Annotated in this window: 21 protein-coding genes; 8 read left to right on the top strand and 13 right to left on the bottom strand. The window is 57.8% G+C overall.

The window, feature by feature from the left end; all coding sequences use genetic code 11:
* The first annotated feature begins 64 nt into the window (after nt 1–64).
* Nucleotides 65–2,338 carry an ATP-dependent RecD-like DNA helicase gene (locus FJ145_22690; GenBank protein ID MBM4264218.1) on the top strand — a complete coding sequence of 758 codons (2,274 nt, stop codon included), beginning with the start codon at nt 65–67 and terminating at the stop codon, nt 2,336–2,338.
* A 225-nt stretch (nt 2,339–2,563) separates the two neighbouring features.
* Here the strand turns inward: FJ145_22690 and FJ145_22685 are convergent, their stop codons facing one another.
* The gene (locus FJ145_22685; GenBank protein ID MBM4264217.1) at nt 2,564–3,268 is read right to left on the bottom strand and encodes a hypothetical protein; all 705 of its coding nucleotides are present in this window, start codon (nt 3,266–3,268) and stop codon (nt 2,564–2,566) included.
* A 113-nt stretch (nt 3,269–3,381) separates the two neighbouring features.
* Nucleotides 3,382–4,635 (bottom strand): LysM peptidoglycan-binding domain-containing protein, encoded by a 1,254-nt coding sequence (locus FJ145_22680; GenBank protein MBM4264216.1) that lies wholly within the window; start codon nt 4,633–4,635, stop codon nt 3,382–3,384.
* Nucleotides 4,636–4,862: 227 nt separating this feature from the next.
* On the opposite strand from FJ145_22680, the gene FJ145_22675 reads away from it, so the two are divergent.
* Nucleotides 4,863–5,366 carry a DoxX family protein gene (locus FJ145_22675; protein ID MBM4264215.1) on the top strand — a complete coding sequence of 168 codons (504 nt, stop codon included), beginning with the start codon at nt 4,863–4,865 and terminating at the stop codon, nt 5,364–5,366.
* Between the two features lie 81 nt (nt 5,367–5,447).
* On the opposite strand, the gene FJ145_22670 is transcribed toward FJ145_22675, so the two are convergent.
* The 3 genes from FJ145_22670 to FJ145_22660 form a co-directional block, all read right to left on the bottom strand.
* Nucleotides 5,448–6,737 carry an FAD-binding oxidoreductase gene (locus FJ145_22670; GenBank protein MBM4264214.1) on the bottom strand — a complete coding sequence of 430 codons (1,290 nt, stop codon included), beginning with the start codon at nt 6,735–6,737 and terminating at the stop codon, nt 5,448–5,450.
* A complete protein-coding gene (locus tag FJ145_22665; GenBank protein MBM4264213.1) occupies nt 6,734–8,041 on the bottom strand; it encodes a 4Fe-4S dicluster domain-containing protein in 1,308 nt (435 codons plus the stop codon). The genes FJ145_22670 and FJ145_22665 overlap by 4 nt, the downstream gene beginning before the upstream one ends.
* Nucleotides 8,042–8,139: 98 nt before the next feature.
* On the bottom strand, nt 8,140–9,576 hold the full coding sequence (locus FJ145_22660; GenBank protein ID MBM4264212.1) for an FAD-binding protein: 1,437 nt from the start codon (nt 9,574–9,576) through the stop codon (nt 8,140–8,142).
* 263 nt (nt 9,577–9,839) lie between these two features.
* On the opposite strand from FJ145_22660, the gene FJ145_22655 reads away from it, so the two are divergent.
* The 4 genes from FJ145_22655 (at nt 9,840) to FJ145_22640 (ending at nt 15,224) form a co-directional block, all read left to right on the top strand.
* Nucleotides 9,840–10,985 carry a C4-dicarboxylate ABC transporter gene (locus tag FJ145_22655; protein MBM4264211.1) on the top strand — a complete coding sequence of 382 codons (1,146 nt, stop codon included), beginning with the start codon at nt 9,840–9,842 and terminating at the stop codon, nt 10,983–10,985.
* A 72-nt stretch (nt 10,986–11,057) separates the two neighbouring features.
* Entirely contained in the window at nt 11,058–11,744 is a 687-nt protein-coding gene (locus FJ145_22650) for a TRAP transporter small permease subunit (protein MBM4264210.1), read from the top strand.
* Nucleotides 11,741–13,843: a TRAP transporter large permease subunit gene (locus FJ145_22645; GenBank protein ID MBM4264209.1), complete on the top strand. Its 2,103-nt coding sequence runs from the start codon at nt 11,741–11,743 to the stop codon at nt 13,841–13,843. The genes FJ145_22650 and FJ145_22645 overlap by 4 nt, the downstream gene beginning before the upstream one ends.
* Before the next feature lie 40 nt (nt 13,844–13,883).
* Entirely contained in the window at nt 13,884–15,224 is a 1,341-nt protein-coding gene (locus tag FJ145_22640) for an amidase (GenBank protein ID MBM4264208.1), read from the top strand.
* A 100-nt stretch (nt 15,225–15,324) separates the two neighbouring features.
* Here FJ145_22640 and lipA read toward each other — a convergent pair whose 3' ends face one another.
* The 5 genes from lipA to FJ145_22615 all read right to left on the bottom strand — a co-directional run bounded on the left by lipA (nt 15,325) and on the right by FJ145_22615 (nt 19,619).
* Nucleotides 15,325–16,173, bottom strand: coding sequence for a lipoyl synthase (gene lipA / locus FJ145_22635; protein ID MBM4264207.1), 849 nt, complete (start codon nt 16,171–16,173; stop codon nt 15,325–15,327).
* Between the two features lie 3 nt (nt 16,174–16,176).
* Nucleotides 16,177–16,866 carry a lipoyl(octanoyl) transferase LipB gene (lipB, locus tag FJ145_22630; GenBank protein MBM4264206.1) on the bottom strand — a complete coding sequence of 230 codons (690 nt, stop codon included), beginning with the start codon at nt 16,864–16,866 and terminating at the stop codon, nt 16,177–16,179.
* Nucleotides 16,867–16,971: 105 nt separating this feature from the next.
* On the bottom strand, nt 16,972–17,241 hold the full coding sequence (locus FJ145_22625; GenBank protein MBM4264205.1) for a hypothetical protein: 270 nt from the start codon (nt 17,239–17,241) through the stop codon (nt 16,972–16,974).
* Nucleotides 17,242–17,300: 59 nt separating this feature from the next.
* A complete protein-coding gene (locus FJ145_22620; GenBank protein MBM4264204.1) occupies nt 17,301–18,239 on the bottom strand; it encodes a hypothetical protein in 939 nt (312 codons plus the stop codon).
* A gap of 3 nt (nt 18,240–18,242) precedes the next feature.
* Nucleotides 18,243–19,619, bottom strand: a complete 1,377-nt coding sequence (locus tag FJ145_22615; GenBank protein ID MBM4264203.1) for a cyclic nucleotide-binding domain-containing protein — start codon at nt 19,617–19,619, stop codon at nt 18,243–18,245.
* 123 nt (nt 19,620–19,742) lie between these two features.
* On the opposite strand from FJ145_22615, the gene FJ145_22610 reads away from it, so the two are divergent.
* On the top strand, nt 19,743–20,513 hold the full coding sequence (locus FJ145_22610) for a 3',5'-cyclic-nucleotide phosphodiesterase (protein ID MBM4264202.1): 771 nt from the start codon (nt 19,743–19,745) through the stop codon (nt 20,511–20,513).
* On the opposite strand, the gene FJ145_22605 is transcribed toward FJ145_22610, so the two are convergent.
* Both FJ145_22605 and FJ145_22600 read right to left on the bottom strand, forming a co-directional pair.
* Complete coding sequence (locus FJ145_22605; protein ID MBM4264201.1) at nt 20,510–21,619, bottom strand: M48 family metallopeptidase; 1,110 nt, start codon at nt 21,617–21,619, stop codon at nt 20,510–20,512. The two genes, FJ145_22610 and FJ145_22605, sit on opposite strands and share 4 nt — an antisense overlap.
* A gap of 87 nt (nt 21,620–21,706) precedes the next feature.
* Complete coding sequence (locus FJ145_22600) at nt 21,707–22,657, bottom strand: DUF898 domain-containing protein (GenBank protein MBM4264200.1); 951 nt, start codon at nt 22,655–22,657, stop codon at nt 21,707–21,709.
* A gap of 106 nt (nt 22,658–22,763) precedes the next feature.
* On the opposite strand from FJ145_22600, the gene hemW reads away from it, so the two are divergent.
* Nucleotides 22,764–23,921, top strand: coding sequence for a radical SAM family heme chaperone HemW (gene hemW, locus FJ145_22595; GenBank protein MBM4264199.1), 1,158 nt, complete (start codon nt 22,764–22,766; stop codon nt 23,919–23,921).
* Nucleotides 23,922–23,984: 63 nt separating this feature from the next.
* Here hemW and FJ145_22590 read toward each other — a convergent pair whose 3' ends face one another.
* Nucleotides 23,985–25,589, bottom strand: coding sequence for a tetratricopeptide repeat protein (locus FJ145_22590; GenBank protein ID MBM4264198.1), 1,605 nt, complete (start codon nt 25,587–25,589; stop codon nt 23,985–23,987).
* Nucleotides 25,590–25,775: the final 186 nt, after the last annotated feature.

Raw genomic sequence — 25,775 nt, 5'->3', positions numbered from 1 at the left:
ATGTAAGCATCGGGGGGCGAAAACGCAAGGGTAAACGTTTACCGGGCTCTGGCTTTCAAGTAGGATTGCGACTGGAGCGTTTGTGGCGGGACCGCTAAACGATAAAACCTCACTGCAGGGCACCATCGGCCGGATCACTTTTCAGAGCCCGGAAACCCACTATACTGTCGCGCGTTTGGACTCCGACGGCGGGCCGGGTGCAACCATCGTTGGGACCATTTTCCCGGTCTCCGAGGGTGAAGAAATCCGCGTGACCGGAGCGTGGAAGCGCCATCCGAAATACGGCCTGCAATTCCAAGTCGAGCAGTGGCAAAAAGTCGATCCGGCAACGCTCGAAGGCATCGAGAAATATTTGGGCTCCGGGATGATCAAAGGCATCGGGCCGACCTACGCCAAACGATTGGTGGCGGCGTTCGGTTTGGAAACTTTGCGCGTTCTTTCCGAGGAACCGCTGCGGGTCCTGGAAGTGGAAGGCATCGGCGAGAGCCGCGCGCGCCGCATCATGCAGGCTTGGCAAGAGCAGCGCGGCATGCAAGACGTCATGGTCTTTCTTCAGGGGCATGGCGTGGGTGCTTCGCTGGCGCTGCGCATCTATCGCGTCTTTGGCACCGATACGATCGCACGCGTGCGGGGAAATCCCTATTTGCTTGCCCGCGAAGTGCACGGCATCGGCTTTATCCTTGCTGATCGGATTGCCAACGCCATCGGCATTCGCGGCGACTTTCCGCTGCGGGTGCAAGCGGGAGTGCTGCACGCGCTGCGCGAATCGGCCGAGCGCGGCCACTGCTTTTTGCCGCTGACAGCGCTGGCGCGCACCGCCTGCGAGATGTTGAGCGTCGATTACGACCGCATCGAAATCGCCGTCGACAAGCTGGCGGCAAGCGGCGCTGTGATTTTGCAAGAGAGCAAAGATGGCCGAGGACAGCGCGTTTACTTGAGTGAATTTTGGCAGGCGGAAAAGCGCGTTGCCGCGGCGATTCGCCGTCTGCTCGGCACCGCGTCGTATTTGCAAGACGAGCGCATGCCGCGCCCTTGGGACAAGGGCAAGACCGTGGAGCGCGGTGCGGTTGATTTGTTGAGTGACGATCTGTTTGCGGCGCTGCCGATCCGGCTCGATGAGGATCAGATCAGAGCCGCGCGCCAGGCGCTGCAGCGGAAAGTTTTTGTCATCACCGGCGGGCCGGGCACCGGCAAGACGACGCTCCTTATGTCGTTGCTCGGCATTCTGCGCCGTGCCAAGGTCTCTTTTGCATTGGCGGCGCCGACCGGGCGCGCGGCCAAGCGCATGAGCGAGACTGCCGGCGAAGAGGCGATGACGATTCATCGCCTGCTCGAGTACAACCCGCGCGAAGGCGGCTTTCAGCGCCATCAGGATAATCCGATTCAGGCCGACGTGGTGATCGTCGATGAGGCATCGATGGTCGATCTCATGTTGATGGATAATTTGATGAACGCCATCGATCCGCACACGCATTTAATTCTAATCGGCGACGTTGACCAGCTACCGTCCGTCGGACCGGGCAGCGTGCTCAAGGACTTGATCGATTCGGGCGTGGTTCCCGTCGCAGTGCTCAGGCGGATTTTCCGCCAATCGGGCGAGAGTTTGATTGTCGTTAACGCCCACAAGATTCTCCAGGGCCAGTCGTTGGAGTTCGCCGACGCGCGCGAGCGGCGCGACTTTGATTTTATGGCGCGCGAGAGTGAAGAAGAAGTTCTCGAGACGATCAAAGAACTGTTGCGCGTGCGCATCCCGCAAATGATGCAGCTCGGCGGTGGAGACATCACCCAATCTGTGCAAGTGCTAACGCCAATGCATCGCGGTCTGCTCGGGACGATGCAGTTAAATCTCGAGCTGCAGCAGTTGCTCAATCCCGCCGGTGTCAGCCTGGAGCGCGGCGGGTCGACGCTGCGGGTGCGCGACAAAGTCATGCAGCTGAGAAACAACTACGACAAAGGAGTTTTCAACGGCGATCTCGGACACATCGCCAGCATCGACCGCGACGACGGCAAGATACGCGTCGAGTTCGACGAGCGCATCGTCGAGTATGAATCGGACGAATGGGATGAGATTAGTCTGGCCTACGCGACCTCCATTCACAAAAGCCAGGGCAGCGAGTATCCCGTGGTGATTCTGCCGCTGCACACGTCGCACTACATCATGCTCTATCGCAGCATTCTCTACACCGCGGTGACGCGCGGCAAAAAACTGGTGATCGTCGTTGGCAACCGCAAAGCGCTCGCCATGGCAATCCGCAATGTGCGGGTGGAAACGCGCAATACGGGGTTGAAAGAGCGACTCGCGGTACCGGCACGAGACGAAGAAAAGCTACTGTTCTAATCGAACGACCTAGCCGCCGAGGACGATTGCGAACCCTAGATGAGTACTTTGCCGCAATATCGTATGAGCAACAAGCTGGAACAACCAGATTTCTCCGACGCCTTCGAAACCAACGATAATGGCGGTGAAAGTCCCCCGGCGACGAAACTCTGCGCACCATTGATCGTCTAGATCGCTGATCAGCTGAGATTTCGACCAGCCCCGGGGGAGTCTCGGCTTGCTGTCTTAATTCCCGCTAAACAACCGGCCCAGCTTCGGATGCGAATAAGCAATCCCCATTTTCTTTAGACAGGCCCAAATTGTCGCCTGATTGCTGTTGATCACCGGTTTGTCTAGATCGCGTTCCAGGTCGGCGATCGTTTCGATCATGCGCGTGTTGGTGCAGCTCAAGAAATAGCCGTCGGCATCGGCGCGCTGGTTTTCTTTTACGATCTTCTTCCATTCTTCGGGTGTTATTTCCGAGTAGGCGCCCGAGTCAAGCGCTAGGCCTTTCTCGTGGAGCACCGTGTAACCGGTTTCGCTGAGATAGTTCACTTCAAGTTGGTTGGTCGACTGGACATAGGGGCTGATCAGCACCATTTTTTTGATGCCCACGCGGTCGAAGGCTTGGGTCAGGGCTTGCGCCGTTGTGATCGTCGGGCAGCCGCTTGCTTGGGCGATGATGTCGACGATCGCTTTCTCATGGTCCAAGCCGCTCTCCATTGAATTAGCCGTGCAATGAAACACGATGACGCTGGGTTTGATGTCGGAAAGCGCTTCGGCCGCCTGAATTAATTCTGGTTTCAGGACCGCGAGCGGCTTGCGGAACTTGCCGGCCATGCGCAAACGGGTGACATGGGTTCCGACGCCCGCCGGAAGATACGTGTTGAACTGCGGTTCGGTCAGACGATTGGCCGATGGAATGATCAGACCGATACTCGGTGGCGGCATTAAGGCGTCCTCCTTTGTTGGTCCAGTTCATCCCACGGTGTCGACGAGAATGTCAATAAAAAAGGCGAACCTTAGGGTTCGCCTTTTCGTGCTGCTGTTGGATTAGCGCGAAGTTACGCGCGCGGTATGACAAGCGTTGAGCCGATTCTGACGAGATTAGCATGGCGCAGGCCGTTGGCCTGAAGAATTCTTTGCACCGACGCGCCGTAGCGCGCGGCGATCTTGCTGAGGGTTTCACCTGGTTTGACTTGATGATGTACCGTTTTTGGCTGGGTGCCACTGTTAGCCGCAGTGACAACTCTGCCGCGCCCGCGTCCAACCACCGGACGAGCCGGTGGCTCGTAGCGAGCTACTTCGACGATGGGCGCCATGGTCGTGTCGGCAGGCAACTTGACGCGGTAACCGGCTGGCAGCCAGCGCACCTGCGACGTTAGTGCGGGGTTCCAAGCTAGCAGTTGATCCTGGGAAAGACCGCTGGCATTGGCCACCGCTTCTAAAGAAGTCATGCTGGCAAGCTCGTGATCTTTTACGGTCACCGGGGAATCAAGAACCAGACCGGGGAAATAACGTTGAATGTTACGCCCAATCTCGATCGCGACGAGAAATTCCGCGTAAAAGTTCTTCGGTGCAAAACCCCAATAGGGACCGTTATAGTTGCGAATCAATTCCACCAGGTTGGCTGTGCCCATGTCGGCGACGGCGCGCGCCATCCCGGCGGGTCCATAGTTGTAGGAGGTGATCGCCAACGGCCAGCTGCCTAGCGATTCATAGGCCTGCTTCAAATACGAAGCCGCGGCGCGCGTCGATTCGATCGGGTCGCGTCTTTCGTCAATCGCACCATCGACACGCATATTGAAACCGCGGCCGGTGGCCGGCATAAACTGCCACATGCCGAGCGCGCCCATGTAGGAGCGCACGTTTATATCGAAGGACGATTCCACCATCGGCAGATAACTGATCTCCACCGGCAATCCCCGCTCGCGGAAGATCTGCTGCATCTGCGCCATGTAGCGCCCCGAACGTTTCCAGCCTGCGGCGGTTTTTTCCTTGACACCGCGCTGGGCAAACACACGATCGATCGTCACACCGTTGGCGGCGGCAATGCGGGCACGCTCCGACCTGATGGTTTCATCGGGAAGATTGTCGGGGCCGACCTCGTTCACCTCGTAGATCGTCGCCAAATCCTGCGGATCGAAATAGATTAACTGCGAAAAGCTATACTCGGTGAATACCTTCTTCCAAAACTCCACCTGCTTTTCCATGCCAGGAAGCAATGGAAACGGATCCCGTTGTGCGTGCGCGTGCCCGACAACGGCCACGAGCACGGCAACCCAAAACGCTAGCGTCAATCGAACAGGATATCTCATGTGCACCACCTTTGAGGGTGAAGTTCGAGCAACTCACATGCCATGATTTAAAACGCAGAAACCGTAGTTTAGAGAATTTCTGCACCGCTGACAATACAGTTTCTTCAAATTTTGTTTAGAATTTCACTGGTAAAAGGCGACAATTGCCGCCAAGTCGACATTGACGTGCAATTGGCGACTGCATATAGTCGCGTCATTTATTCGACACCGGTTTCGGGAGGGAAGTTTTGGACCCGCAAACGTCTATCGTGATCTGCGAAGCGATTTTGCGCGTGATTCTCGGCTGGCGGATGTTGATCAGCGGCATCAGCAACGTGCAACGCTGGCCCAATCCGGTCAATACCGCAAGCATCTTGTTTCCCAAGGGCGCGACATTTTTTGGCGCTGTGGCGACATTCCTAATGGTGGTCGGCGGCTTCGGCCTGGCCGCCGGCATCCAGACGCCAATCAGCGCGGTGATGATCATTATTTTTTTGATTCCGACCTTCGGCCTTCATTCTTACTGGCTCAAGGTTTTGCCCACCATGGTGCCGGTGGTAAAGACGGCGATCAAGGACGACAAGGCGCAGAACTATTTCAAGTCATTCGACCGTCAATCCTACCACGCGCACGAGGTTGGCATCCGCGACAACTTGGTTTTCGTCGCCGCGGCACTCTACTTCGCTGTGGCGGGAAGCCGAGGTTGGGGAGTTGATAATTGGTTGCCTGGCTGGGTGATCCGGTTCTTCTAGAGCGAGAATGAAGATGGAGGATTGATGATCGCCATCCTCTATCATCAATCTTCGATCCTCGCAGGTCTCAACGCGCGAATTTTACAAATTTTGCAGGAACCTGCCGGGATTCAAGATCCCCTGTGGGTCGAATTGCTGCTTTAACTTGCGCATCAATGCGAAGCTTGGCGGCGGCGGACCCCAGACATCGAAGCCGGCTTTGACTTCCGCCGGCGCCGCGAACATGACAGCGTGGCCCCGTCGCTCCTTTGCCAAATCGATTAGTTTAGGAAACAACTGGGTGGCTGCTTCGCTTGCTGGGTAAACGATCCAGACCACAGCTGAGGCCACGTCGGCCAGAATGGCCGGGGTGGGATTCCAGTTGCCGGTAGTTGCGACGACAGATCGCAGCTCGGTGCGTGGCACGGTGACGCGGTAGACGACTGAGCTTGGGCGTGCTGGAAAATTACATAACTGTTGCCATTGCTGTGCACTGGCCTGCGGCTCGACGCAGCGAGCCGGCAAGCCAATCGAATCCGCCAGCGTTTGAATGTCCCTGATCTGACGCGCGATGGTTTCGGCAAAGCCTTCGCATAGAATTGTCAATTGCCAACCCTCTTGCGAATTACTGACGACGCCGTTGCTGTTCAACGAGACGGCCGCTGGCAATAGCGGCGCGCCGATGATGGCTTCGGCGAACTGGAAAGCCTGCGGCAAAGTTCCGCAAGCGCTGATTACTGCACTCTCGTCGGGAAGCGCGGCCATGCGCAGCGTCACCTCGGTGATGATGCCAAGGGTGCCGAGGGCGCCGGTAAAGAGTTTACACATATCGTAGCCAGCGACGTTTTTGACGACCTTGCCACCCGCCTTGATGACTTCACCCGTTGCGAGCGCGACTTTCATGCCGATGACCAGATCACGGACATTGCCATAGTAGCCGCGGCGCGGCCCGTTCAGATTGGCCGCCACGATGCCGCCGATGGTCGCGCGCTCCGGCAGGGGCGGATCGAAGGGCGCCAGCTGCCTTTGCGGCGCCAAGGCTTTTTGCAGAGCGGCCAACCTGATGCCGCTCTGCACCGTCGCGGTCAAATTGGCAGCGTCATGTTCAACGACTTTGTCGAGCTTGGCGGTCGAGACGATCACATCGAGCGCGCGCGGCAGGTTGCCCAGGTTAGTCGCCGTGCCGCCGCCCCAGGGCGCGACGACGGCTTTGGCTTCGCGACAAACGCGCAGCACGGCACTGACTTGCTCGGCGCTATCGGGTTCGCAAAAAAGCCTCGGTGTTATGCCGTCTATGCGGTGCGCCGTAAGTGATGCGGAGTCGCTGCTCACGGCGGCAGAGCCAAGCTCGGCGGCGAGCCGCTGGGTCAATTGTTCTCGGCTGACATTCATTGTGCCGATTGGCTCTCCGCCGCGGCATAACTGCGATCGAGTAGATCCATCAAGTGAAAAACTTGGAGATTGTGACCGCACTGCCGGGCGCCATAACGCAGTTGCAGCATGCAACCGGGGTTGGGCGCGACCACCGCCTGAGCGTCGGTGGCGGCGATCGCCGCCATTTTTTCTTGAAGCAATTGCTGCGACATGTTGGGGTGGGTGATGTTGTAGATGCCGGCGCTGCCGCAGCAGCGGTCGGAGGCGTCCATCTCGACAAATTTCAGACCTGGGATCGCTTGGAGCAATTTCCTCGGCTGCGCGCGCACGCGTTGGCCATGGGCCAAGTGACAGGGGTCTTGATAGGTGACGGTCATCGGCACCGTTGCAAGCCTGCCGACGAGGCCAAGCTCCGCAAGAAACTCGCCGGCGTCTTTGACCCGCGTGCTAAAAACTTTCGCCTTTTCGGCGTAGGCCAAGTCGTCCTTGAGCAAATGGCCGTATTCTTTCATCGCCGCGCCGCAGCCGGCGGCGTTGACGATGATGGCGTCGATCCCGGCGCTAAGAAATGCATCGATATTGCGCCTGGCCATATCTTTGGCAGCGGCACTCTCGCCGTTATGCGTGTTCAATGCGCCGCAGCAAGTTTGGGTTTCGGGAAAAATCACTTCGCAGCCGTTTCGTTGCAGGACCCGCACTGTGGCGGCGTTGACGTCGCTAAAGAGGATGGGCATAACGCAGCCGTTGAGCATGGCAACGCGGGCGCGGCGTGGTCCGATGGCTGGGTAGGTTTTTTGTGGCGTGAAAAAGCTGGTTGGGATTGCCGGTAGCATGGCTTGCATGTCGCGCAATTTTTTCGGCAGCAGCGGCGCAAGCAAATCCTGCAAACCGGTGCGCTGGGTGAATCCGAGAAAACCTGCAGTTAACTTCAAACGGCGCGGATAAGCGAGCAATTGGGTAAAAACAAACTTGAGAATTGCTCGCATAGTCTGCGACCCCGGCGGACCAAGACGTTCACGGGCCGCTTCGGCGATGCGGCCGTATTGCACGCCGGAGGGACAGGCGGTCTCGCACGCCCGGCACAACAGGCAAAGATAGAGATGTTCGGCGAAGCGCTCGTTCAGCTGAATGCGGCCGTTGGCCGCTGCTTTGACGAGATGAATCCTGCCGCGCGGCGACTCCGGCTCGAGCCGAGTGACACGATAGGTCGGGCATTGGTTCAAGCACAGACCGCAATGCACGCACTGATAGAGCTCGGGAAGATCGAGGCCGGCGTTTTTCGCTTGGTCGCCGGTGACCGGTGTATGCGGGTGGTGCTCCACGGGTGCTTAAATCTGTTTCGGGTTTCGGGTTTCGCGTTGCGGGTTCGAAATTCCGGAACCAATCCGAAACTCGAAACCCGAAACTCGAAACAGTCTGATCAAATCCATAGTCCCGCCGGAATCGGCGCCTGCTGCAGGCGTACTTCGCCGCAGCTTGCGGGAGTAGGAAAAAGTTTTGCCGGGTTGAAGCGCCCGTCGGGGTCGAACGCTTGGCGCACGCGGGTCATCGCTCCAAGATCGATCTCGTTAAACAGCAAGCCAATGTAAGCTTTCTTTTCTAGACCGACGCCGTGTTCGCCGGTGATGCTACCGCCCAGTTCTATGCAAGCGCGCAGCGTTGCGGCGCCGGCCGCCACGACGCGATCGAGAACGCCTGGCTCACGCATATCAAAAGCGATGTTGGGATGCAGGTTGCCGTCGCCGGCATGGAAGACGTTGGCGATGATCAAATTAAACTCTTTGCCGATAACGGCGAGGCGGCGCATCATTTCGGGGAGTTGGCTGCGCGGCACGACGCCGTCTTGCACGTAGTAATTGGGCGCCAGCGTGCCCATGGAGCCAAAGGCACCCTTGCGCGCTTTCCAAAGTGTTTGCCGTTCGCTCTCGTCTTTGGCGATGCGGGTTTCGCGCGCATGATTTTTTTGGCAGATCGTCTGCGAAATAGCCGCGGCTTTGTCGATGCCTTCGCGCAGTCCTTCGACTTCGACGATTAACACGGCCTCGGCGTCGCGCGGCAGTCCCGCCGGGGCGCCGCGCTCGATTGCTTCGATGGTTGTGCGGTCCATGATTTCGAGCGCCGCCGGAATGATGCCGGCACCGGTGATATCGACCACCGTCTGGGTCGCGTTGTCCATGCTATCGAAGATAGCCAGCAGAGTGCGCACCGCCTCGCGTGTCGGCATCAGCCGCACCGCTACCTTGGTGACGATGCCCATGGTGCCCTCGGAGCCGACGAAAACGCCGCAGAGATCGTAGCCCGGCGCATCCGCCACTTCACCGCCGAGCCAGACCACTTCGCCGTCGTCCAACACGATCTCCACGCCGAGCACATGGTTGGTGGTGACGCCATATGCCAGCGTGTGCGGCCCTCCGGAGTTGTTGGCGACGTTGCCGCCGATGGAACAGGCTGCTTGGCTGCTGGGGTCGGGCGCGTAAAAATAGCCGTTTTTGATGACGGCTTTAGTGACGTCCACGTTGATCACACCGGGCTCGAGGATGGCGATGCGATTCTCCAGGTCGATTTTCAAAATGCGATCCAAGCGCGACAGCGAAACGACGATGCCGCCTTCAGCAGGAACCGAGCCGCCGGCCAGACCCGTGCCCGAGCCGCGCGGGACAATTGGCACGCCGGCCTGCTTGGCGATTTTTACCACGGCGGAGACCTCTGCGGTGTTGGCGGGCACGGCGACGATCTCAGGCATGATCTGAAAGATCGAGCCGTCCTGCTCGTAAACGATCTTGTCTTCGTTCTCGATCAAGACATAACGCGCGCCGATGGCATTGCGCAGCGCGCTGATGAGCTCTGTGCGGTTCATGAGTCGACGGTGAACTTTACGTCCTGGAACCTAGCCCGTGGACCTGGCGAGTGTCAACTTAAGCAAAGCCATGCTGCTGCGGAGATGTTTGGTCATTGTTATGTTGCCCGAAAGTGCTGGTGTAATTGGCGCCGAGTTGACTCTGAGAGGCTTTTTGCCAAAGCCGTAAATTGCGATTTTGCGGGTAATCCGACATTGACGTGAATTGCCCATCCGTACTATAAATCAGTGAAATTAGTTTTCTGACTGTAGGAGGCAAATTCATGGCTGAAGAAGCAAAGAAGCAGGAGCCGCAGGCAAGTAAGCTTTCGCGGCGCAGTATTCTCAAGGGCGCCGTGGTGGCGGGCGGAGCCGCGGTACTTGGTTTTCCCAACATCGTCAAGGCGCAGGGCGCGACATCGATGCGTTGGCAAAGCACCTGGCCCGCGAAAGACATCTTTCATGAGTTCGCCCAGGACTTCGCCAAGAAGGTCAATGACATGACCGGCGGCGATTTGAAGATCGAAGTGCTGCCGGCCGGCGCGGTGGTGCCTGCCTTCGGTTTGCTCGAAGCGGTGTCTAAAGGCACGCTGGATGGCGGCCACGGTGTGTTGGTTTATCACTACGGCAAACAGGCGGCGCTGGCGCTGTGGGGCTCCGGCCCCGCCTACGGCATGGACGCCAACATGCTGCTCTCCTGGCATCGTTACGGCGGCGGGCGTGAGTTGCTCAACAAGCTTTACAACTCCATCGGCATGAACGTGGTGTCGTTACCCTATGGACCGATGCCGACCCAGCCCTTGGGCTGGTTCAAGAAGCCGATCACCAAGCCGGATGATTTTAAAGGACTCAAGTTCCGCACCGTCGGCATTTCCACCGACGTGTTCACCGGTATGGGCGCGGCGGTCAACGCATTGCCGGGCGGTGAGATCGTGCCGGCGATGGATCGCGGTCTGCTCGACGCCGCGGAATTTAACAATGCCTCTTCCGACCGGATGCTCGGCTTCCCCGATGTTTCCAAAGTCTGCATGCTGCAGAGCTACCATCAGAACGCCGAGCAGTTTGAGATCATGTTCAACAAGGGCAAGTACGACGCGCTGCCGGCGAAGATGAAATCGATCATCGAAAACGCCGTCGAGGCGGCATCGGCGGAGATGTCCTGGAAGGCCATCGATCGCTATTCCAAAGACTACATCGAGATGCAGACCAAGGACAAAGTGCGTTTTTACCAGACGCCGGCCGGTGTGCTGCGCCAGCAACTGGCTGCCTATGACGCGGCGGCGGCGAAGAAGGCTGCGGATAATCCATTGTTCAAAGAGATCGCCGACTCGCAGCGCGCCTTTGCGCAGCGCGCGGTGAAGTGGGAGCTGGACACCGTCGTCGACCGCCGCATGGCCTACAACCATTATTTCGGTGCTAGGAAAGGCTAGGCTCGTTCTTCGGTCTTAGAGAAGACGCCAGCCAACCGGTATTTGCCGGATGGCTGGCGTCTTTGTTTGTCTATGAATGCACTCGCTCTCATCCGAACGGCGGACCGCATCAGCTACTGGATCGGCAAGTTATTCGCCTGGCTGATCGTGGTTTTGACCTTCGTGGTCTCCGTCGAAGTCTTCAAGCGCTACATCTTAAATGCGCCGACGGCGTGGATTTTTGATTTGAACAACATGCTCTACGGCACGTTGTTCATGATGTGCGGCGCCTACACGCTGGCCTTGGCCGGCCACGTGCGCGCCGATTTCGTTTACATCTACTTAAAGCCGCGCTCCCAGGCGCTGCTCGATTTGATTCTTTACTTGCTGTTTTTTCTGCCGGGAATTCTCGCATTGGCCTACGCCGGCTACGGCTACGCCGCTGAGTCCTGGCGCATCGGTGAACATTCCACCGTCACCGCGGCGGGTCCGCCGGTGTATCACTTCAAAACTTTCATTCCCATCGCCGGCGCACTGGTGATGCTGCAGGGCCTCGCTGAAATTCTGCGCTGCTTTGTTTGTCTCAAGACCGGCGCGTGGCCGGCGCGGCTGCACGACGTCGAAGAGATCGACGTTATAGAGACGCAGCTTTCGCAGAGCGAGTTTATCGATGAAGAATCGCGCCAAGCGACGCTGAAATCGGCCCACGCCATCGACGAAGCGGCGCGCCATCGCAGTGCCGTTACTGTGACAGACATCAAGGAGCAGAAAAAGCCATGAGCGACCCGGTACTCGGCTTGATTATGCTCGGGCTCATCGTGGCGGCGATCATGATGGGCTTTCCGACGGCGTTTACGCTCATGGGCGTCGGCATGCTGTTTGGTGCCGTGGCCTTTTGGGATCCGACACAGCACTGGTGGCAGAATCGCATTTTCGACCTCATGGTGCAGCGCACCTACGGCGTGATGGTTAACGATACTTTATTATCCGTGCCGTTGTTTGTCTTCATGGGCTACGTCATGGAGCGCGCGGCGCTGGTCGACCGCATGTTTCACGCTGTGCAGTTGGCGTTTCGCCGCGTGCCGGCGTCGCTGGCGGTGACGACATTACTCGTATGCGCTTTTTGGGGCATCGCGTCGGGCATCGTCGGCGCCGTGGTCGTGTTGATGGGCGTCATCGCCATGCGCCCCATGCTCAACGCCGGCTACGATGTCCGGCTCGCTTCCGGCGCGATCACCGCAGGTGGCACGCTGGGGATTCTGATTCCGCCGTCGGTCATGTTGATCGTCTATGCCGCGGTGGCCGGTCAGTCGATCGTTAAACTGTACGCTGCGGCGATGCTGCCGGGTTTCTTTCTGACTTTTTTATATCTCGTCTACATTCTCGGCTGGGCGATCATCAATCCGAAAATCGCGCCCAAGCTTTCCGAGGACCAGTATCGCTTGAACGTTCCCGATTGGCTGCAGCGGCTCGAGCGCGGGCCGGCAAAGCGTGTGTTCGGTGGCCTGCTCGGCGCTTTCTTTCGACCGAGTCTGTTGCGCGGCGCGAAGACCGCGGGCGGCAAGCCCATCGGCTACGGTTTCGTCGTCAATACGGTGCTCACTTTGATGGTGCCGCTGGCGCTTAGCGCCGGCACTTTGGCCATGACCTGGTGGTACGTCGTGATTTACAACGCGCCGGCAACCGTCAGCACGGCAAAGCCGCTACAGGAGCAGGCAGGCGTGGCCGCGCCCGCGCCCGCTGCAGAAGCAGCGCCCCAGGAGCTTGGCGCCGTGGCGGAGAAGCCCGTGGAGCTGGGCCAAGCGGCTGAGAAATCTACGGTGCCAGCCGACGAGAAACCCCAGGAGCTCGGCGCCGCCGGCAGCCCGGTGGAGATCGCTCCCGCGCCGCCGTCCGAAGGGCCGCCGCGCGAGATGACTTCGGTTGCTGAGCCAGCCGCCGCTGCGACGAGCAAAATTCCCGCGAACTTCTATAGTTGGTTTTGGGCCTTTGCGGCACTGTTCGGATTGTTGCTGACCTATTATTACTGGCGCATGGACGGCGAGCAGTTCGAGATTCTCCGCGAGCTGGTTGCTTCGGTCGTTCCCCTCGGCGTGCTTACGATCATCGTTCTTGCGGTGATTTTGTTCGGCATAACCACCGCCACCGAGTCGGCGGCCATCGGCGCATTGGGCGCGCTTTACTTGGCGGCGATGGCAAAATTTCCCCGGCCGGTGGCGTGGTGGAGTTTACTCGGCGCAATCGTCGGCATTGCGCTGGGCTTGCGCCGCGGTGAGTTCGTGCCGCTGCTCGTGTCGGCGTCCCTCGGCGCGACTTTTTTTGGCACCGTCATCCCTTGGGCGATGGGACTGAGCAAATCACAAGACCTACGCCGCAACTTAAACGAAGCGGTCTTTCTCACCGCGAAGACTACCGCGATGGTCTGCTGGCTGTTCATCGGTTCGGCGCTTTTCTCCAGCGTCTTCGCGCTGCACGGCGGCCAGGGCTTGATCGAGCGCTGGGTGCTGAGCATGAATCTCTCGCCGTTGGGTTTTCTCTTCGTTGCGCAGTTGATTATTTTTCTTTTGGGCTGGCCACTGGAATGGACCGAGATTATCGTCATCTTCTGTCCGATTTTCATTCCGCTCTTAGCCCACTTTAACGTCGATCCGATCCTGTTTGGCACGATGGTCGCGGTGAACTTACAAGCGGCATTTCTGTCGCCGCCGGTGGCGATGTCGGCCTTTTATTTGAAAGGCGTCTCGCCGCCCCATGTTACGCTCAACCAGATTTTTGCCGGCATGATGCCGTACATGTTGATCGTCGTGCTCTGTTTGATTTGCATGTACATCTGGCCCGGCATGACGCTGTGGCTGCCGGAGTTTCTCTACGGCAATTAGCGGTAGGGGTGACCGGCTGGTCGCCCTCTGTATAACGCCAATGGACACGACCAATCTCCATCTCCTCTCCGCTGTCGATGCCGCGCGCTTGATTCGCGAAGGGGCGATTTCTTCCGAACAGCTCGTCGAGGCGTGCCTGGCGCGCATTCGCGACGTCGACGCACAGGTGCGGGCCTGGGCGTTTCTCGATCCGGATTACGCGTTGCAGCAGGCGCGCGCCGCGGACCAATTCCGTCTGACCGGCCAACCCGTCGGGCCGCTGCACGGTGTGCCTGTCGGTATCAAAGATATCTTCGATACCACCGACATGCCCACCGAGTGCGGCTCGGTGTTGTACTCTGGCCGCACGCCGTCGCGCGATGCAACGACGGTTTCACTCTTGCGCGCCGCTGGTGCGGTGATCGTAGGCAAGACGGTGACAACGGAGTTTGCGTTTTTCTCGCCGGGAAAAACCCACAATCCGCACAACGCCGAGCACACGCCGGGAGGCTCTTCCAGCGGCTCAGCGGCGGCCGTGGCCGCGGGCATGGTGCCTCTCGCGCTGGGCACGCAGACGGCTGGCTCGGTGATCCGTCCCGCGGCGTTTTGTGGTGTGATTGGCTTCAAACCGACGCATGGGATGATTTCCCGTCACGGCGTGCTGCAACTCTCGCGCACGCTGGATCATATCGGCGTGTTCGCGCGAACAATTGACGACGTCGCCCTGCTGGCTGAGCAGCTGGTCAGCTTCGATGAAAACGATCCCGACACGCGGCCGCGGGCGCGGATTCCTTTTCTTGAAACCTCGCGCGAAGAGCCGCCGCTCGCGCCCATGTTCGCTTTTGTCAAAACGCCCCATTGGGAGCGCGTCGACAGCGAGAGCAAAGAAGGATTCAGCGAACTAGTCGAAGAGTTGGGAGCGCAAATCGAAGAAGTGGAGTTGTTTCCCTCGGCAGCCGATGCGTGGGATTGGCATCGCGCGATTCTCGGCGCCGAACTGGCGGTAAATCTGCATCGTGAATGGGACAAAGGCCGCGATAAACTTTCTGAGGCGTTGAGAACCCAGATCGAGCGCGGCCAAGAAGTGCGCGCGGCGGATTACCTGCGCGCCCGCGCACAGGCGGAAGCGGCCAACGAGAGCTTCGTGGAATTGTTCGAGCAGCGCTACGACACGATTATCACCCCAACCGCGCCCGGCGCGGCGCCAAAGGGGTTATCTTCCACCGGCGATCCGACATTCTGTTCGGTTTGGACTTTGCTTGGCATGCCTGCCATCACTTTGCCACTCATGCAAAGTTCAAACGGCTTACCCATCGGCGTGCAGCTCGTCGGCCCGCGTGGCGGCGATGCGCGGCTGCTACGAACGGCGCGCTGGTTGACCGGAAAACTCAAAGAAATTTGAACCAAGCGATCTGCGGTTGACGCAAATGCAAATGTTTTTTCGATCTGATTGGATTGCTGGCGTGCTGGGGGCAGGAAGCGCTACTCATCACACCAATCTGCTATCCCACATGGCTCCACGCGTGGTACGAGCTGCGCACCAGCGGGCCGGATTCTACATGACGAAAGCCTAGCTTGTCTGCTTCGGTTTTGAATTCCCTGAACTCATCCGGGTGCAGATAGCGTTCGACCTTCATTAGCTTCGACGAGGGTTGCAGATATTGGCCGAGGGTGATGATGTCAACGTTGCGTTCTTTCAGATCCTGCAATGTCGTCATCACTTCTTCTTTGGACTCGCCCACGCCGAGCATCATGCCGGTTTTTGTGAGCACGTCCGGCCGCATTTCTTTTGCGGTCTTCAGAATATTCACCGAGCATTCATAGGTGTGCCCCGGGCGGACTTTGCCATAGAGGCGCGGTACGGTTTCGATGTTGTGATTCAAAATTTCGATACCTGAGCTGACAACCGTACGCAGTGAGTCCAGATTGCCTTCAAAGTCGGGAATCAAGAGCTCAACGCGGATGCCCGGATTCAAACTCTTGATCCAGAAGACTGTCTTAGCGAAATGGTTAGCGCCGCCGTCGGGCAGATCGTCGCGGTTTACCGACGTAACAACGATGTGTTCGAGCCCCAAGTCTTTGACGGTCAGTGCCACATTGCGCGGCTCCTCCGGGTCGAGCGCCAGCGGCTTGCCTTTGTCGATGGCGCAAAAGCGGCAGCCACGCGTGCAGGTGTCGCCCAGAATCAAAAACGTCGCGGTCTTGTTGCCCCAGCATTCTCCGATGTTCGGACAGCGCGCCTCTTCACAGACGGTGTGAAGATTCTTCTCGCGCATGAGTTTCTTCAGGCGCATGTAGTTGGGGTTGCCCGGGGCTTTGACTTTGATCCAGTCGGGGTGACGGCGTGGCATGGTTCAAATAGTTTCGAGTTCCGAGTTTCGGGTTTCGGGTTTGCTCGGAGTTTCGGACGGTTCTTGAACCTCCGGGTAGCCAAAGACTTTCGCGAAGTTGTGAAGAAAGCGTACTTTGACGAGGTTCATATTCTGCGCCGCACCGAGTTCTTTCTGCAGTGATGTCACATCGGCCCAGGTCAGACCGCAGGGAACGATGCGTTGAAAGTAAGACAAATCAGTATTCACGTTAAGCGCTAAACCGTGATACGTGATCGAGCGTTTTACGGCTACGCCAATGGCCGCGATCTTACGATCGTTGATCCAGATGCCAGTATACGGCGGGCGCCGAGTCGCTGAAAGGCCGAAATCTTTCAGCGTGGAAATCGCCGACATTTCCAAATTGCGCACGTAGCGATGGACATCCTTGCGTAATTTCGAGCGCAGATCGATGATCGGATAGACGACGAGCTGCCCCGGCCCGTGATAAGTCACATCCCCGCCGCGGCTGCTGCGGTAAACCGGAACTTCCCGTGGCGCCAGCACGTTCGTCTCTTTGCCGCCGCGACCGAGCGTGTAGATGTGAGGATGCTCAACGAACAGAAGAATGTCATCGGAAGGCTCGCGTTGTTTGGACTCGACGAGCTTTTCCTGGAGCGTCAGCGCGGTTTGGTATTCGAGCGAGCCCAGATCTTGGTTAATCAATTTAGCCATCGGACAGTTCAGTCTTAGCGTCCGTATGACGAGCTTTCAAGGAGGGCAATTAACCCGCCACGGTCGAGGCTAAAATACTTTTGGCTGCAGCCGAGCTTGTCGATATCATTGAGGCGGCTGAGAGATGAGCCCCAGGTAGCGCCAATAGGGAATCGCGGCGATGAGCGCGACGATATAGGCGATGGCGTAGATTGGGTTGATGCGCGCCATCAACGGATAGGTAACACCTTTGCCATCGGTGGTTGCGGTCGCCATCGTGTGCCAATCGACTTGGGAGCGGAAGAACCATACCTCGGAAGCGATCAAAATAATTATCGCCATGACCCACGGGCTGACGCCGATGGCGGGCGCCAGCGGCAGGAAAGTCACCATCATTGTAACTACCTTCAGGAAACTGGTGAATATCAGTTTTGCGAGGTAGGTGATCAGCGCGATCACCACAATGCAGATGAGCGGCCAATCGACGAAGGGCAGCACGGCGGCGAGACTGCCGCGACCAGCCATTTGTCTATACGTGCTTGTGTTAATAGGGTTGGAATCGACAAGGTCGCGCCCATGTAGATGAGCACTTCCCAGTCGATGCCGTTTTTGATTAACCCTTTCTCTAGAACACCGCTGACAATCAAAACGCAAAACGCCGACAAGGAAATCCACGCACCATCGATCTTGTGATAACCGGCGGTGAGCCAGCCGGCGATCGTAAGTACCAGCACCAACAGAGTGATGCACTCATGCTTCGACATGGTACCCAAGACACCGAGTTGGGTCTCGACTAACTTGTAAGAAACGCGAGCGTGCGACTCGGGCCGATATTGAATCATGGTGGCTGCAAGAATGATGAAAATAACCACGAGGGTAGGTGGCACTGCCGCGATAAACCAGTAACCCCAAGTAAAGCGAGCCTGCACCTCGGGTGGCAAGAGGCCGTAGGCGATGAGGCTCGTTGTCGAACCGGTGAGGAACAAGAAACCCAACTGACCAAGGCCCAAGAAACTGGCAGCGAAATGGCCAGTGGAAGCCTTTGACGGGTTCTTATAGCCGAGGCTTTCGGAAAGATTGATGAGCATTTGACTAATGATGGCCGTGCGCGCGCTTTGCTGCGGAATCAGCGCCATGACCACGCCCCCCATGAGCCCGAGAGCGACGATTTGCCAGTAGTAGTTCAAAGGAAAGACTCTGACGAGTTGCAAGGACAATCGGTAGAACAGACCGCAGCTTGTGATGGCGACGCCGAGGCCAAGCACCCCCAGCGTCATAAACCATGAGCTGCTGGCAAAGCCGCCGAGCACGATGTCCGGTTTTGCCAGACCGCTCAGAATCAATCCCAATGCAAAGATGAGTGCCACGCCGTAATCGGGAAACACCCAAAACACCCATTAGATGAGTGTCAAGCAGACGAGCCCTAACAGCTTTGTCGCCGCAGGTTCCAAACCGATGGCGGGAGTGCCGAACCAAAAGTAGGCCCAAATGGCGGCGCCAGCGATGCCGCCGAGCCAACGAATGAGGCTGGGTTTTCTGACGATGCGCCGGAGGCGGAGCGCGGGGCTGTAGCGCGTTTTTTGTCGTGAGAAGGGTCTTTCACCTGGCTCGCCATCGGATTGGCGCAGCAGCGACGGGCCACGGTGCTCGCCGACGTCCTGCTCGAGGATCTTGAGCGCGCTGCGCAAACACTGCACGGCCTGGTTGTACTCACGTCTCTCGTACAAAGCTCGGGCCATGTTTTGATATTGAACTACGCCGACGTGTGAACGCTGGTGTGCCAGCGCTTCTTGATAGACTCGATAGGCTCCTTGCGGATCGGCCAAGGCCAACATTGCGTCAGCCTTTAGTTGAATCAAAGCGGTGTCGCCGTGGAAAAAACCCGTTGGAAACCGATCCAGGGCGGTCTTAACAAAATTTGCCGAGGTTTCTGCGCCACCGCCGTAGTGCTCGATCAGCAACATTCGTGCTCGGCGCCAATTCTCGCCGGCGAGCGCGTGTTCGATCGCTTGGGGCCACTGTGCTAACGACTCGTAGCCGGCGCTGATATCCGCATGAAGCTCGCGCTCGCCCGCCGAACCTTCGATGGCGGCGAGCCTGCCACGCAAGAATTCGCCGAATAGCGGATGGAACTCCAGCCGATGGTCGCTGCCACTTTGCAGGAGCGGCAGCTGGCTGGTCTGCAGGTCTCTGATACAACCGGCAGCATCGTTGGCACGGAGCAAGCTCCCTGCGGTTTCCGCGTCCAGCCAATCCAATAGCGCCGCGCGGCGCAGGAACTGCTGATGTTCCCTGGTGCGGGAAGCGTAATAGTTTTCTGCCAAAGACCGATAAGCATCGCGCCCATAAGAATATTGCGCGTCGAGGCGCGCCAGCCGTTTGCTAATGGTGGCGCAGAAATGGAGCAGCCAGGACGGATGCTTCTCGATCAGCTCATTCCATGACTCGCGACTCAAACGCCAGAGCGAGGTGTCGGCGATGGCGACCACGGACGCCGAGCGCGGTTCACCGGAAAGGAGCGCCATCTCGCCGAAGCCATCTTGTGCGCCCAGGACGGCGACGACTTCTCTCCGCCCCGCCGCCGCTTCGACGATGACCTGCACTGCGCCAGATTGAATAACGTAGAACGCGTCTCCCTGGTCGCCTTGAGAAAAGATGGTCGCGCCCGATGGAACGGAGACTTCCTCCAGCTTGCCCAGCACCTTGGCGATGTCTTCGCGAGAAAGCGCAGAGAAGAGCGGAATGCTGCGAATCGTAATTGCAGGATCAGCCATATGGGGCGGAGCGAGCTGAGAAATCGTCGGAGCGTGCTCGGAGCATGTCGGTATTTACCGTTTTTCCAGATTTTCCGCTAGTCAAGTATTTCAAAGCAGGTTAGACTACAAATTCATTTTCCTATGAAACTGCGCGTATTGGGATGCTCGGGCGGCCAGTTGCCTGGCCACAGGTTATCGTCGTTTCTCGTTGACGATACTTTGTTGATTGACGCTGGCGGCGTGACCGGGGCGCTTAGCTGGCAGGCGCAACTGAAAATCCAAAACATCCTGGTTACCCATATCCACCTCGACCATGTCATGGGGCTCGGCACGTTAGCTGACAATCTTTTTGGCAAGTGCAAGGCGAGCATCAATATATGGGGCACACGACCGATCGTTGAAGGTTTGCGAAAATATTTTTTCAACGACGGAATTTGGCCGGATTTTACTAAGATCAAAGGTCCGAGTCAGACCAAGCCGGTACTGCAGCTGCGTGTGCTTCCAATCAAGCGGGCGACCCGCGTGGGTAACTATCGGATTACGCCTGTGGCGGTGCATCACATCGTTCCAAGTGTCGCATTTTTCATACAGAACCAAACTAAAACGCTGCTGCACCTCGGCGACACCGGACCGACAAGTGAGGTGTGGTCGCTGGCGAAGAAGCAGAACAGCCTCGGAGGCGTTGTTATCGAGACATCTTTTCCCAATCGATTGCGCGACGTCGCCGCGGCCAGCCGGCATTTAACGCCGGCAATGTTGGCGCGAGAAATCGACAAGCTGAATCGCCCTGCAACGCCAATTTATGTCACTCATTTGAAACCGCAATTTCGCCGCGAGATCATCGCCGAGATCAAAGCACTCAGGCGACCACAGCTGCACGTTCTAAAGGACGACGAGGTTCTGCGCTTCTAACGAGTGCTGCGAGCCGCGCAGATTTTTTTCACATTGGCCCAATCATAACGCAGTGGTCTTGCTGCCGCCTGCTCTGTTTGATCTGCCAACGATTTGAGTCGGGCAATGCGGTCTTGGGTATCGGGATGACTCGAGACGTACTTCAAGAAACCGGGCTCACCGCCGGATTTGGCTTGCAAGATCTCAAAGAACGATATGATGCCGCTCCCGTCAATGCCCGCCGCGTTGAGCATCTTTAGACCTGCTGCGTCGGCTTCGCTTTCGTGGCCGCGGCTATAGCGCAGCAAGGCCAGGGTCTGCGCCGCTTCCAAGCCAAACGAAGCCAAACCGCTGACATCGCCGAAAAACGCCGACATCAATACCCCCGTCGACACATGTTGTAGGATCAACTTGGTAGAGTGGCGCTTGAGCACGTGCTGCAGCTCGTGCGCCAGCACGCCGGCTAGCTCTTCGGGTCGCCGGGTCGCTTCGAGCAAGCCGCGAAAAATCACGATGTATCCGCCTGGCGCTGCCAAAGCGTTGACCGTGGGGTCGTTCACTAAATAGACGCGAAATTTGTAAGGGCTGTTGGGCACTGTGGCCGTTAACTTCGCAACGATCTCGTCGATTGTTTTGCGCAGAACCGGATCGTTGCATTGCTTCTCCGGTTGCACCATCTGGTCCATCACCATCGCGCCGAGCTTCTCTTCCCAGGCAACCGGCACAAATGGGGTCACGGCGGTGGCCAACGCGGGCACGCCGTAGAGATAGAGTGCAATCAGCGCGACGATGGACACGACCCCTGCGACGATGGTCGCGCGAAGACGCGCGGGACGATCGGCTGGATTGTGGAACCGCTCAGCTCGGTTTGGCGCCACCCGATGCAGTGTCGCGAGGAAGTCGCTATCTTGAATTAGCAGCGCCTCGGCAAATTCGCCGCCGCGTTCGAGTCGCACCTGCTCGCCGGCGTAGGCCCCCTGGGTTTGTTTGATTTCAGCGTAGGGCCAATCGAGCAGCGCGCCGTCGTCAAGTGTAATTCTTAGACCCGAAGCTTGAAGCTGCACGACGGCACCGCGGCGCTGAGCGCTTTTGCCGTCAAGGTAGTGGCCACGCCATTCGAGTTGCATATGGAAACTTTCGGAAGATTCGCCACTGATGAACCGATGTCACAGAGGCGAGATTGGCCCGCTGTGTCTCCTGGTTTATATCCCTGCTTAGCCGAGATCAAAATCCAAATCGAAAAATCCTGACAGCGCTTCGCCCGTGGCGCTGGCCGTCTGCGCGTCCTGCATAATGGCCGCGACGTCGAGCGCGCCGTCCAGGGTCAGGTGTTCGAGGTAGTAGCGCGCGTTGCGCACCTGCACCCAGGACCAGGCGAGGCCCAGTGTAACGAGCAAAAGCAGCAGATTGACAAACATGAGACCGAAGAGGCCGCCGCCGCTGACCTGTGAGCTGAAACGCGCCGCGCCGAAACGCGTATGATTCCAATAGTAGCGTTGCAGCCGCGCCCAATACCAGAACCAGTTAATTCCGAGCGCCGGAATCGTTAGCAACAAATGCAACAAAAAGTTCCATATGAGTTCGCTGCCGCGGCCGTCGTAGTCGAATTTTTGATTGCCAAAATGTGAATGGGAAACGAGATAGCTTTGGCGCCAGTTCTGCCAGACAGGGTAGGCGATGCCAAATGTCACCGCGCTCAGAAACCAGCCCTTGACCGATAGCAAAGCAAAATCCCAAACTCGCCCGCGAAACGAGAAACGGATATTGCGCCAGGAGCTGCGGCTGAGCCGATAACGCCTAGCGCTCACCACCGCGATCGGCATGAAGGCGAGAACCGCGAGGTAAGCCAGCGCGCCGGCGGAGAGAAACGTGAGAATCAGCAACGGAACTCCAACAAACACTAGAGCCTTGAGCCAGCCGATGAGCAGCTCTTGGCCATTGCCATGATAGGCAAAGCGATCGCCTTCGAATTCAGTCTGGCTCATCATGTACTTACGAACTTTGACGCGGCCCCAGAAGCTGAAAATGCCCAATGTCACGATGCTCAAAAACAAATTGACAATCTGAATGCCGAACAACGTGCCGCCGACGCCGTGGAAAGCAAAGCGGCGCGACTCCGCGCTTTGTAAGACGCCGGAGCTTTCCGTCAACAGTTCCATTGCCATGCTACATCACCTCCGCCAAACCATTCGCGCCACGATACACAATCCGCCACGCGGCTGCCAACCGCTTTCTTGCGGTGCGGTTGAAGGCCAACTAAGATGAACTCGGATGGCGGCGCCGTTTTCACTCTACGTTCATATTCCCTACTGCGTCAGTAAGTGCCCCTACTGTGACTTCAACTCGCACGTCGTGCCACAGATACCGGAGGCGCAGTACACGGACGCGCTGGTGCGAGAATTAGAGCACTACGGTTCCGCAGGAGATTGGCGCGGTCGTGAGCTGCAGAGCATCTTCTTCGGCGGCGGCACGCCGTCTACCTTCAAGCCGACCAGCATCGGCAGGATTCTCGCTTGGGTCGCCGCCACGTTTCCGCTCGACGCCGCCTGCGAAATCACTATGGAAGCCAACCCGGGTAGCGTCGATGCCGCGAATTTTGCCGGTTATCGAGACGCCGGCGTGAACCGGATCAGCGTCGGCGTGCAATCGTTTCAAGAACGCCTGTTAAAGTTTCTCGGCCGCGTTCACTCGGCAGATGAAGCGAAAACAGCTTTGCATGTGGTCCGCCAATCGGGCTTCGAAAATTTCAGCTTCGACGTGATCTTTGCCAACCCGGGCCAAACACTCAACGAGCTGGCAGCTGATCTCGACACGGCGTTGGGATTCCAACCGCCGCATCTCTCGGCCTATAACCTCACTTTCGAAGAGGGCACACCATTCCACCACGAGTATCGCGCCGGGCGCATGCAGAACTTGAGTGAAGACGAAGAGATCGCCATGGCCGAGCTGATCGAAAATAAGCTCGCGCCAGGGGGTTTAGTTCGCTACGAGATTTCCAATTACGCAAGACCCGGACATCACTCACGCCATAATGTGAACTACTGGAAAAGCGGCGACTATCTGGGGCTCGGCGCCGGCGCCCACAGCTACCTGCGCAGCAGCGACGCGGTGACCGGGCAGCGGTGGAGCAATGAGAAAAATCCCGGTAAATACATGGCTCAGCTGAACGACACTGGCACAGCGGTTGTTGATTGGGAAGCGATCGATCGCGACAAAGCGATGGGCGAATTCATGTTTCTCGGTCTGCGCCTGACCGAGGGTATATCCGTCGCAGAGTTCTGCCGCCGCTTTGGCGAGCCTCCGGCGCGTGTTTACCCAAAGATTGGCTTGTGGACCAACGAAGGATTGCTAGAAGAGAGCAGCGGCTTTCTCCGGCTCACGGCTAAAGGCTTACTGCTCGCCAATTCGATCTTCGTGCATTTCATGTAGGCCGCCGCCGTGCGCTACTTGCGCTGCTGAACGTAAAGATGAGTAGTGTCGGTCAAAATCACATCAGAATAGATAATCGATGCCGGCGGTAAAGTTATTCCAAAAATCTTTCGCCACACCGAACTGATGCACCGGTTCGACATCGCGCCGCTTCACGGTGCCGGTAGCCGTGGCGGGAATTAGACTATGGCGATACTTGTGCGCGCGCCAGTGCAAGTCTAAATCATAGCGCAGCCGCACATCCCACCATGGCAGTGTGTACTGGCCGCCAAATTGCAATCTGTGCCCCGCGTAGGTCCAGTCCTCGCCTTCGGCTTTGTCAAAGTCGTACTGATAGCCGAGCTTGGCGTAGTGGCGGCCGTCTTCAAACGCTATGAAGTGCAGCGGCCCCAGCGCATAGTTGATCGCATCGCGCACTTCGCGGCGCGTGACTTTCCTATCGTTGAAAAAATCCTTGGCCTGCAGGCGAAACTGCAAGTTTGTCGAATTCGACACCGTCGTTCCCTGATTTTCCACCAATGTTAAATAGGGATTGACGATGCCGCGCTGGGAGAATCTTGCGTTACCCAGGGTGATAAAATCGTAGGCAAACTGCGAGCCGGCGATCAGCGGCATGCCGCCGACCGAGGTCCGGTAAGCGATATTTAAATTTGGCGTGTGGTCTTGAGTATTAAATTCCGTCAGATGATTGTTATACGTTTGCAGAAACCGATACGAAATCGTTCCCTCCCAATCGAGCTTTCTCAGCCAAGTGTAAGACAAATTGAGTGCCGCCAGCTCACCTTCACTTTTTCTTCTGCGCTGCCCCTGCTGGATCGCTTGGGCGACGATATCGCTGCTGGCAGCCGGAACGACTGGCACGTTGGTATCGTAAAAAATCCCCAGGCGCAGCTCGCCATTAAAACGCTTCTCGCGTTCGACCGCGCTCTGCAAAACCTCGCCGAAACGCTGCGCCGGCAAGTTCAACGGCGACGCCGGATCGAGCCGCAGCGCCTGATCGAGCGCCGACTGACCCTCGCGCGGAAACCCCAGCGATGTCATCGCCAGTGCTGAGTAGAACTTCGCCAACTGCGCGAACTTGTCATCGCTGGCAACATTGCTATCGAGGAGGCGCACCGCTTCGCGATAGTTTTTGTCGCGGTACTCGATAAACCCGAGATAGTAGCCAAGATTGGGCCGCCGGGGTTCGACCCGGTAGACCTGTCGTAACAGTGGTTCGGCGCGATCATAGTTCTCCTGCCCGAAGTAGAGCACGCCGAGCTGGAATGCCACGTCGCTATTGCCCGGCCGCAGGCGGCGGGCCTTTTCAAGCGCCGCCTGTGCCTCCGCCGGACGATTGAGCGCCAGATAGACGATGCCCTGGTAATACAGCGCTTCGACGTTTTCCGGTTCGATCTTAAGCGCCTCTTGCAGCTCCTTCAGGGCGTCGTCGAACTTGCCCTGATCGTAGGCCAGCACGGCACGATCGATATGCACCGTGGCAACCGTCGCGATGCTCTGGCTCCACACTAGCGGCGCCGAACCTATGGCGTGCAAGAGCGCGATGGCTAAAACCAGCGCGAAAAGCATTCTGCGTGTGGCAAGAAGCAGCGGCTGACTACTGAGCTCAACTTTGATGTCGTCACATTGATGAAATCTCATGGAAAAGCCTGCTATTTTGCATTTCATATACAAACCCGCGATGATATGAGCTTAGAGGGCCAATTGTCAATCAAACGACCATCGGCGAGCCGTTGTCAATAGGTGTGTAAAAAGATACTAGGCGGCGACCCTCATCTCTTTGCCATTGTCATACTTCGTCCCGCGCGCTACTTTTCCGACAAGCTGTGGTGCGTTCAGTTTGCGGAAGCTCTT

Source organism: Deltaproteobacteria bacterium, assembly GCA_016874755.1.
Classification (GTDB): Bacteria; Desulfobacterota; Binatia; order UBA9968; family UBA9968; genus DP-20.
Note: the sequence above shows the minus strand (reverse complement) of the source record. Positions and strands in the feature narration are given on the sequence as shown.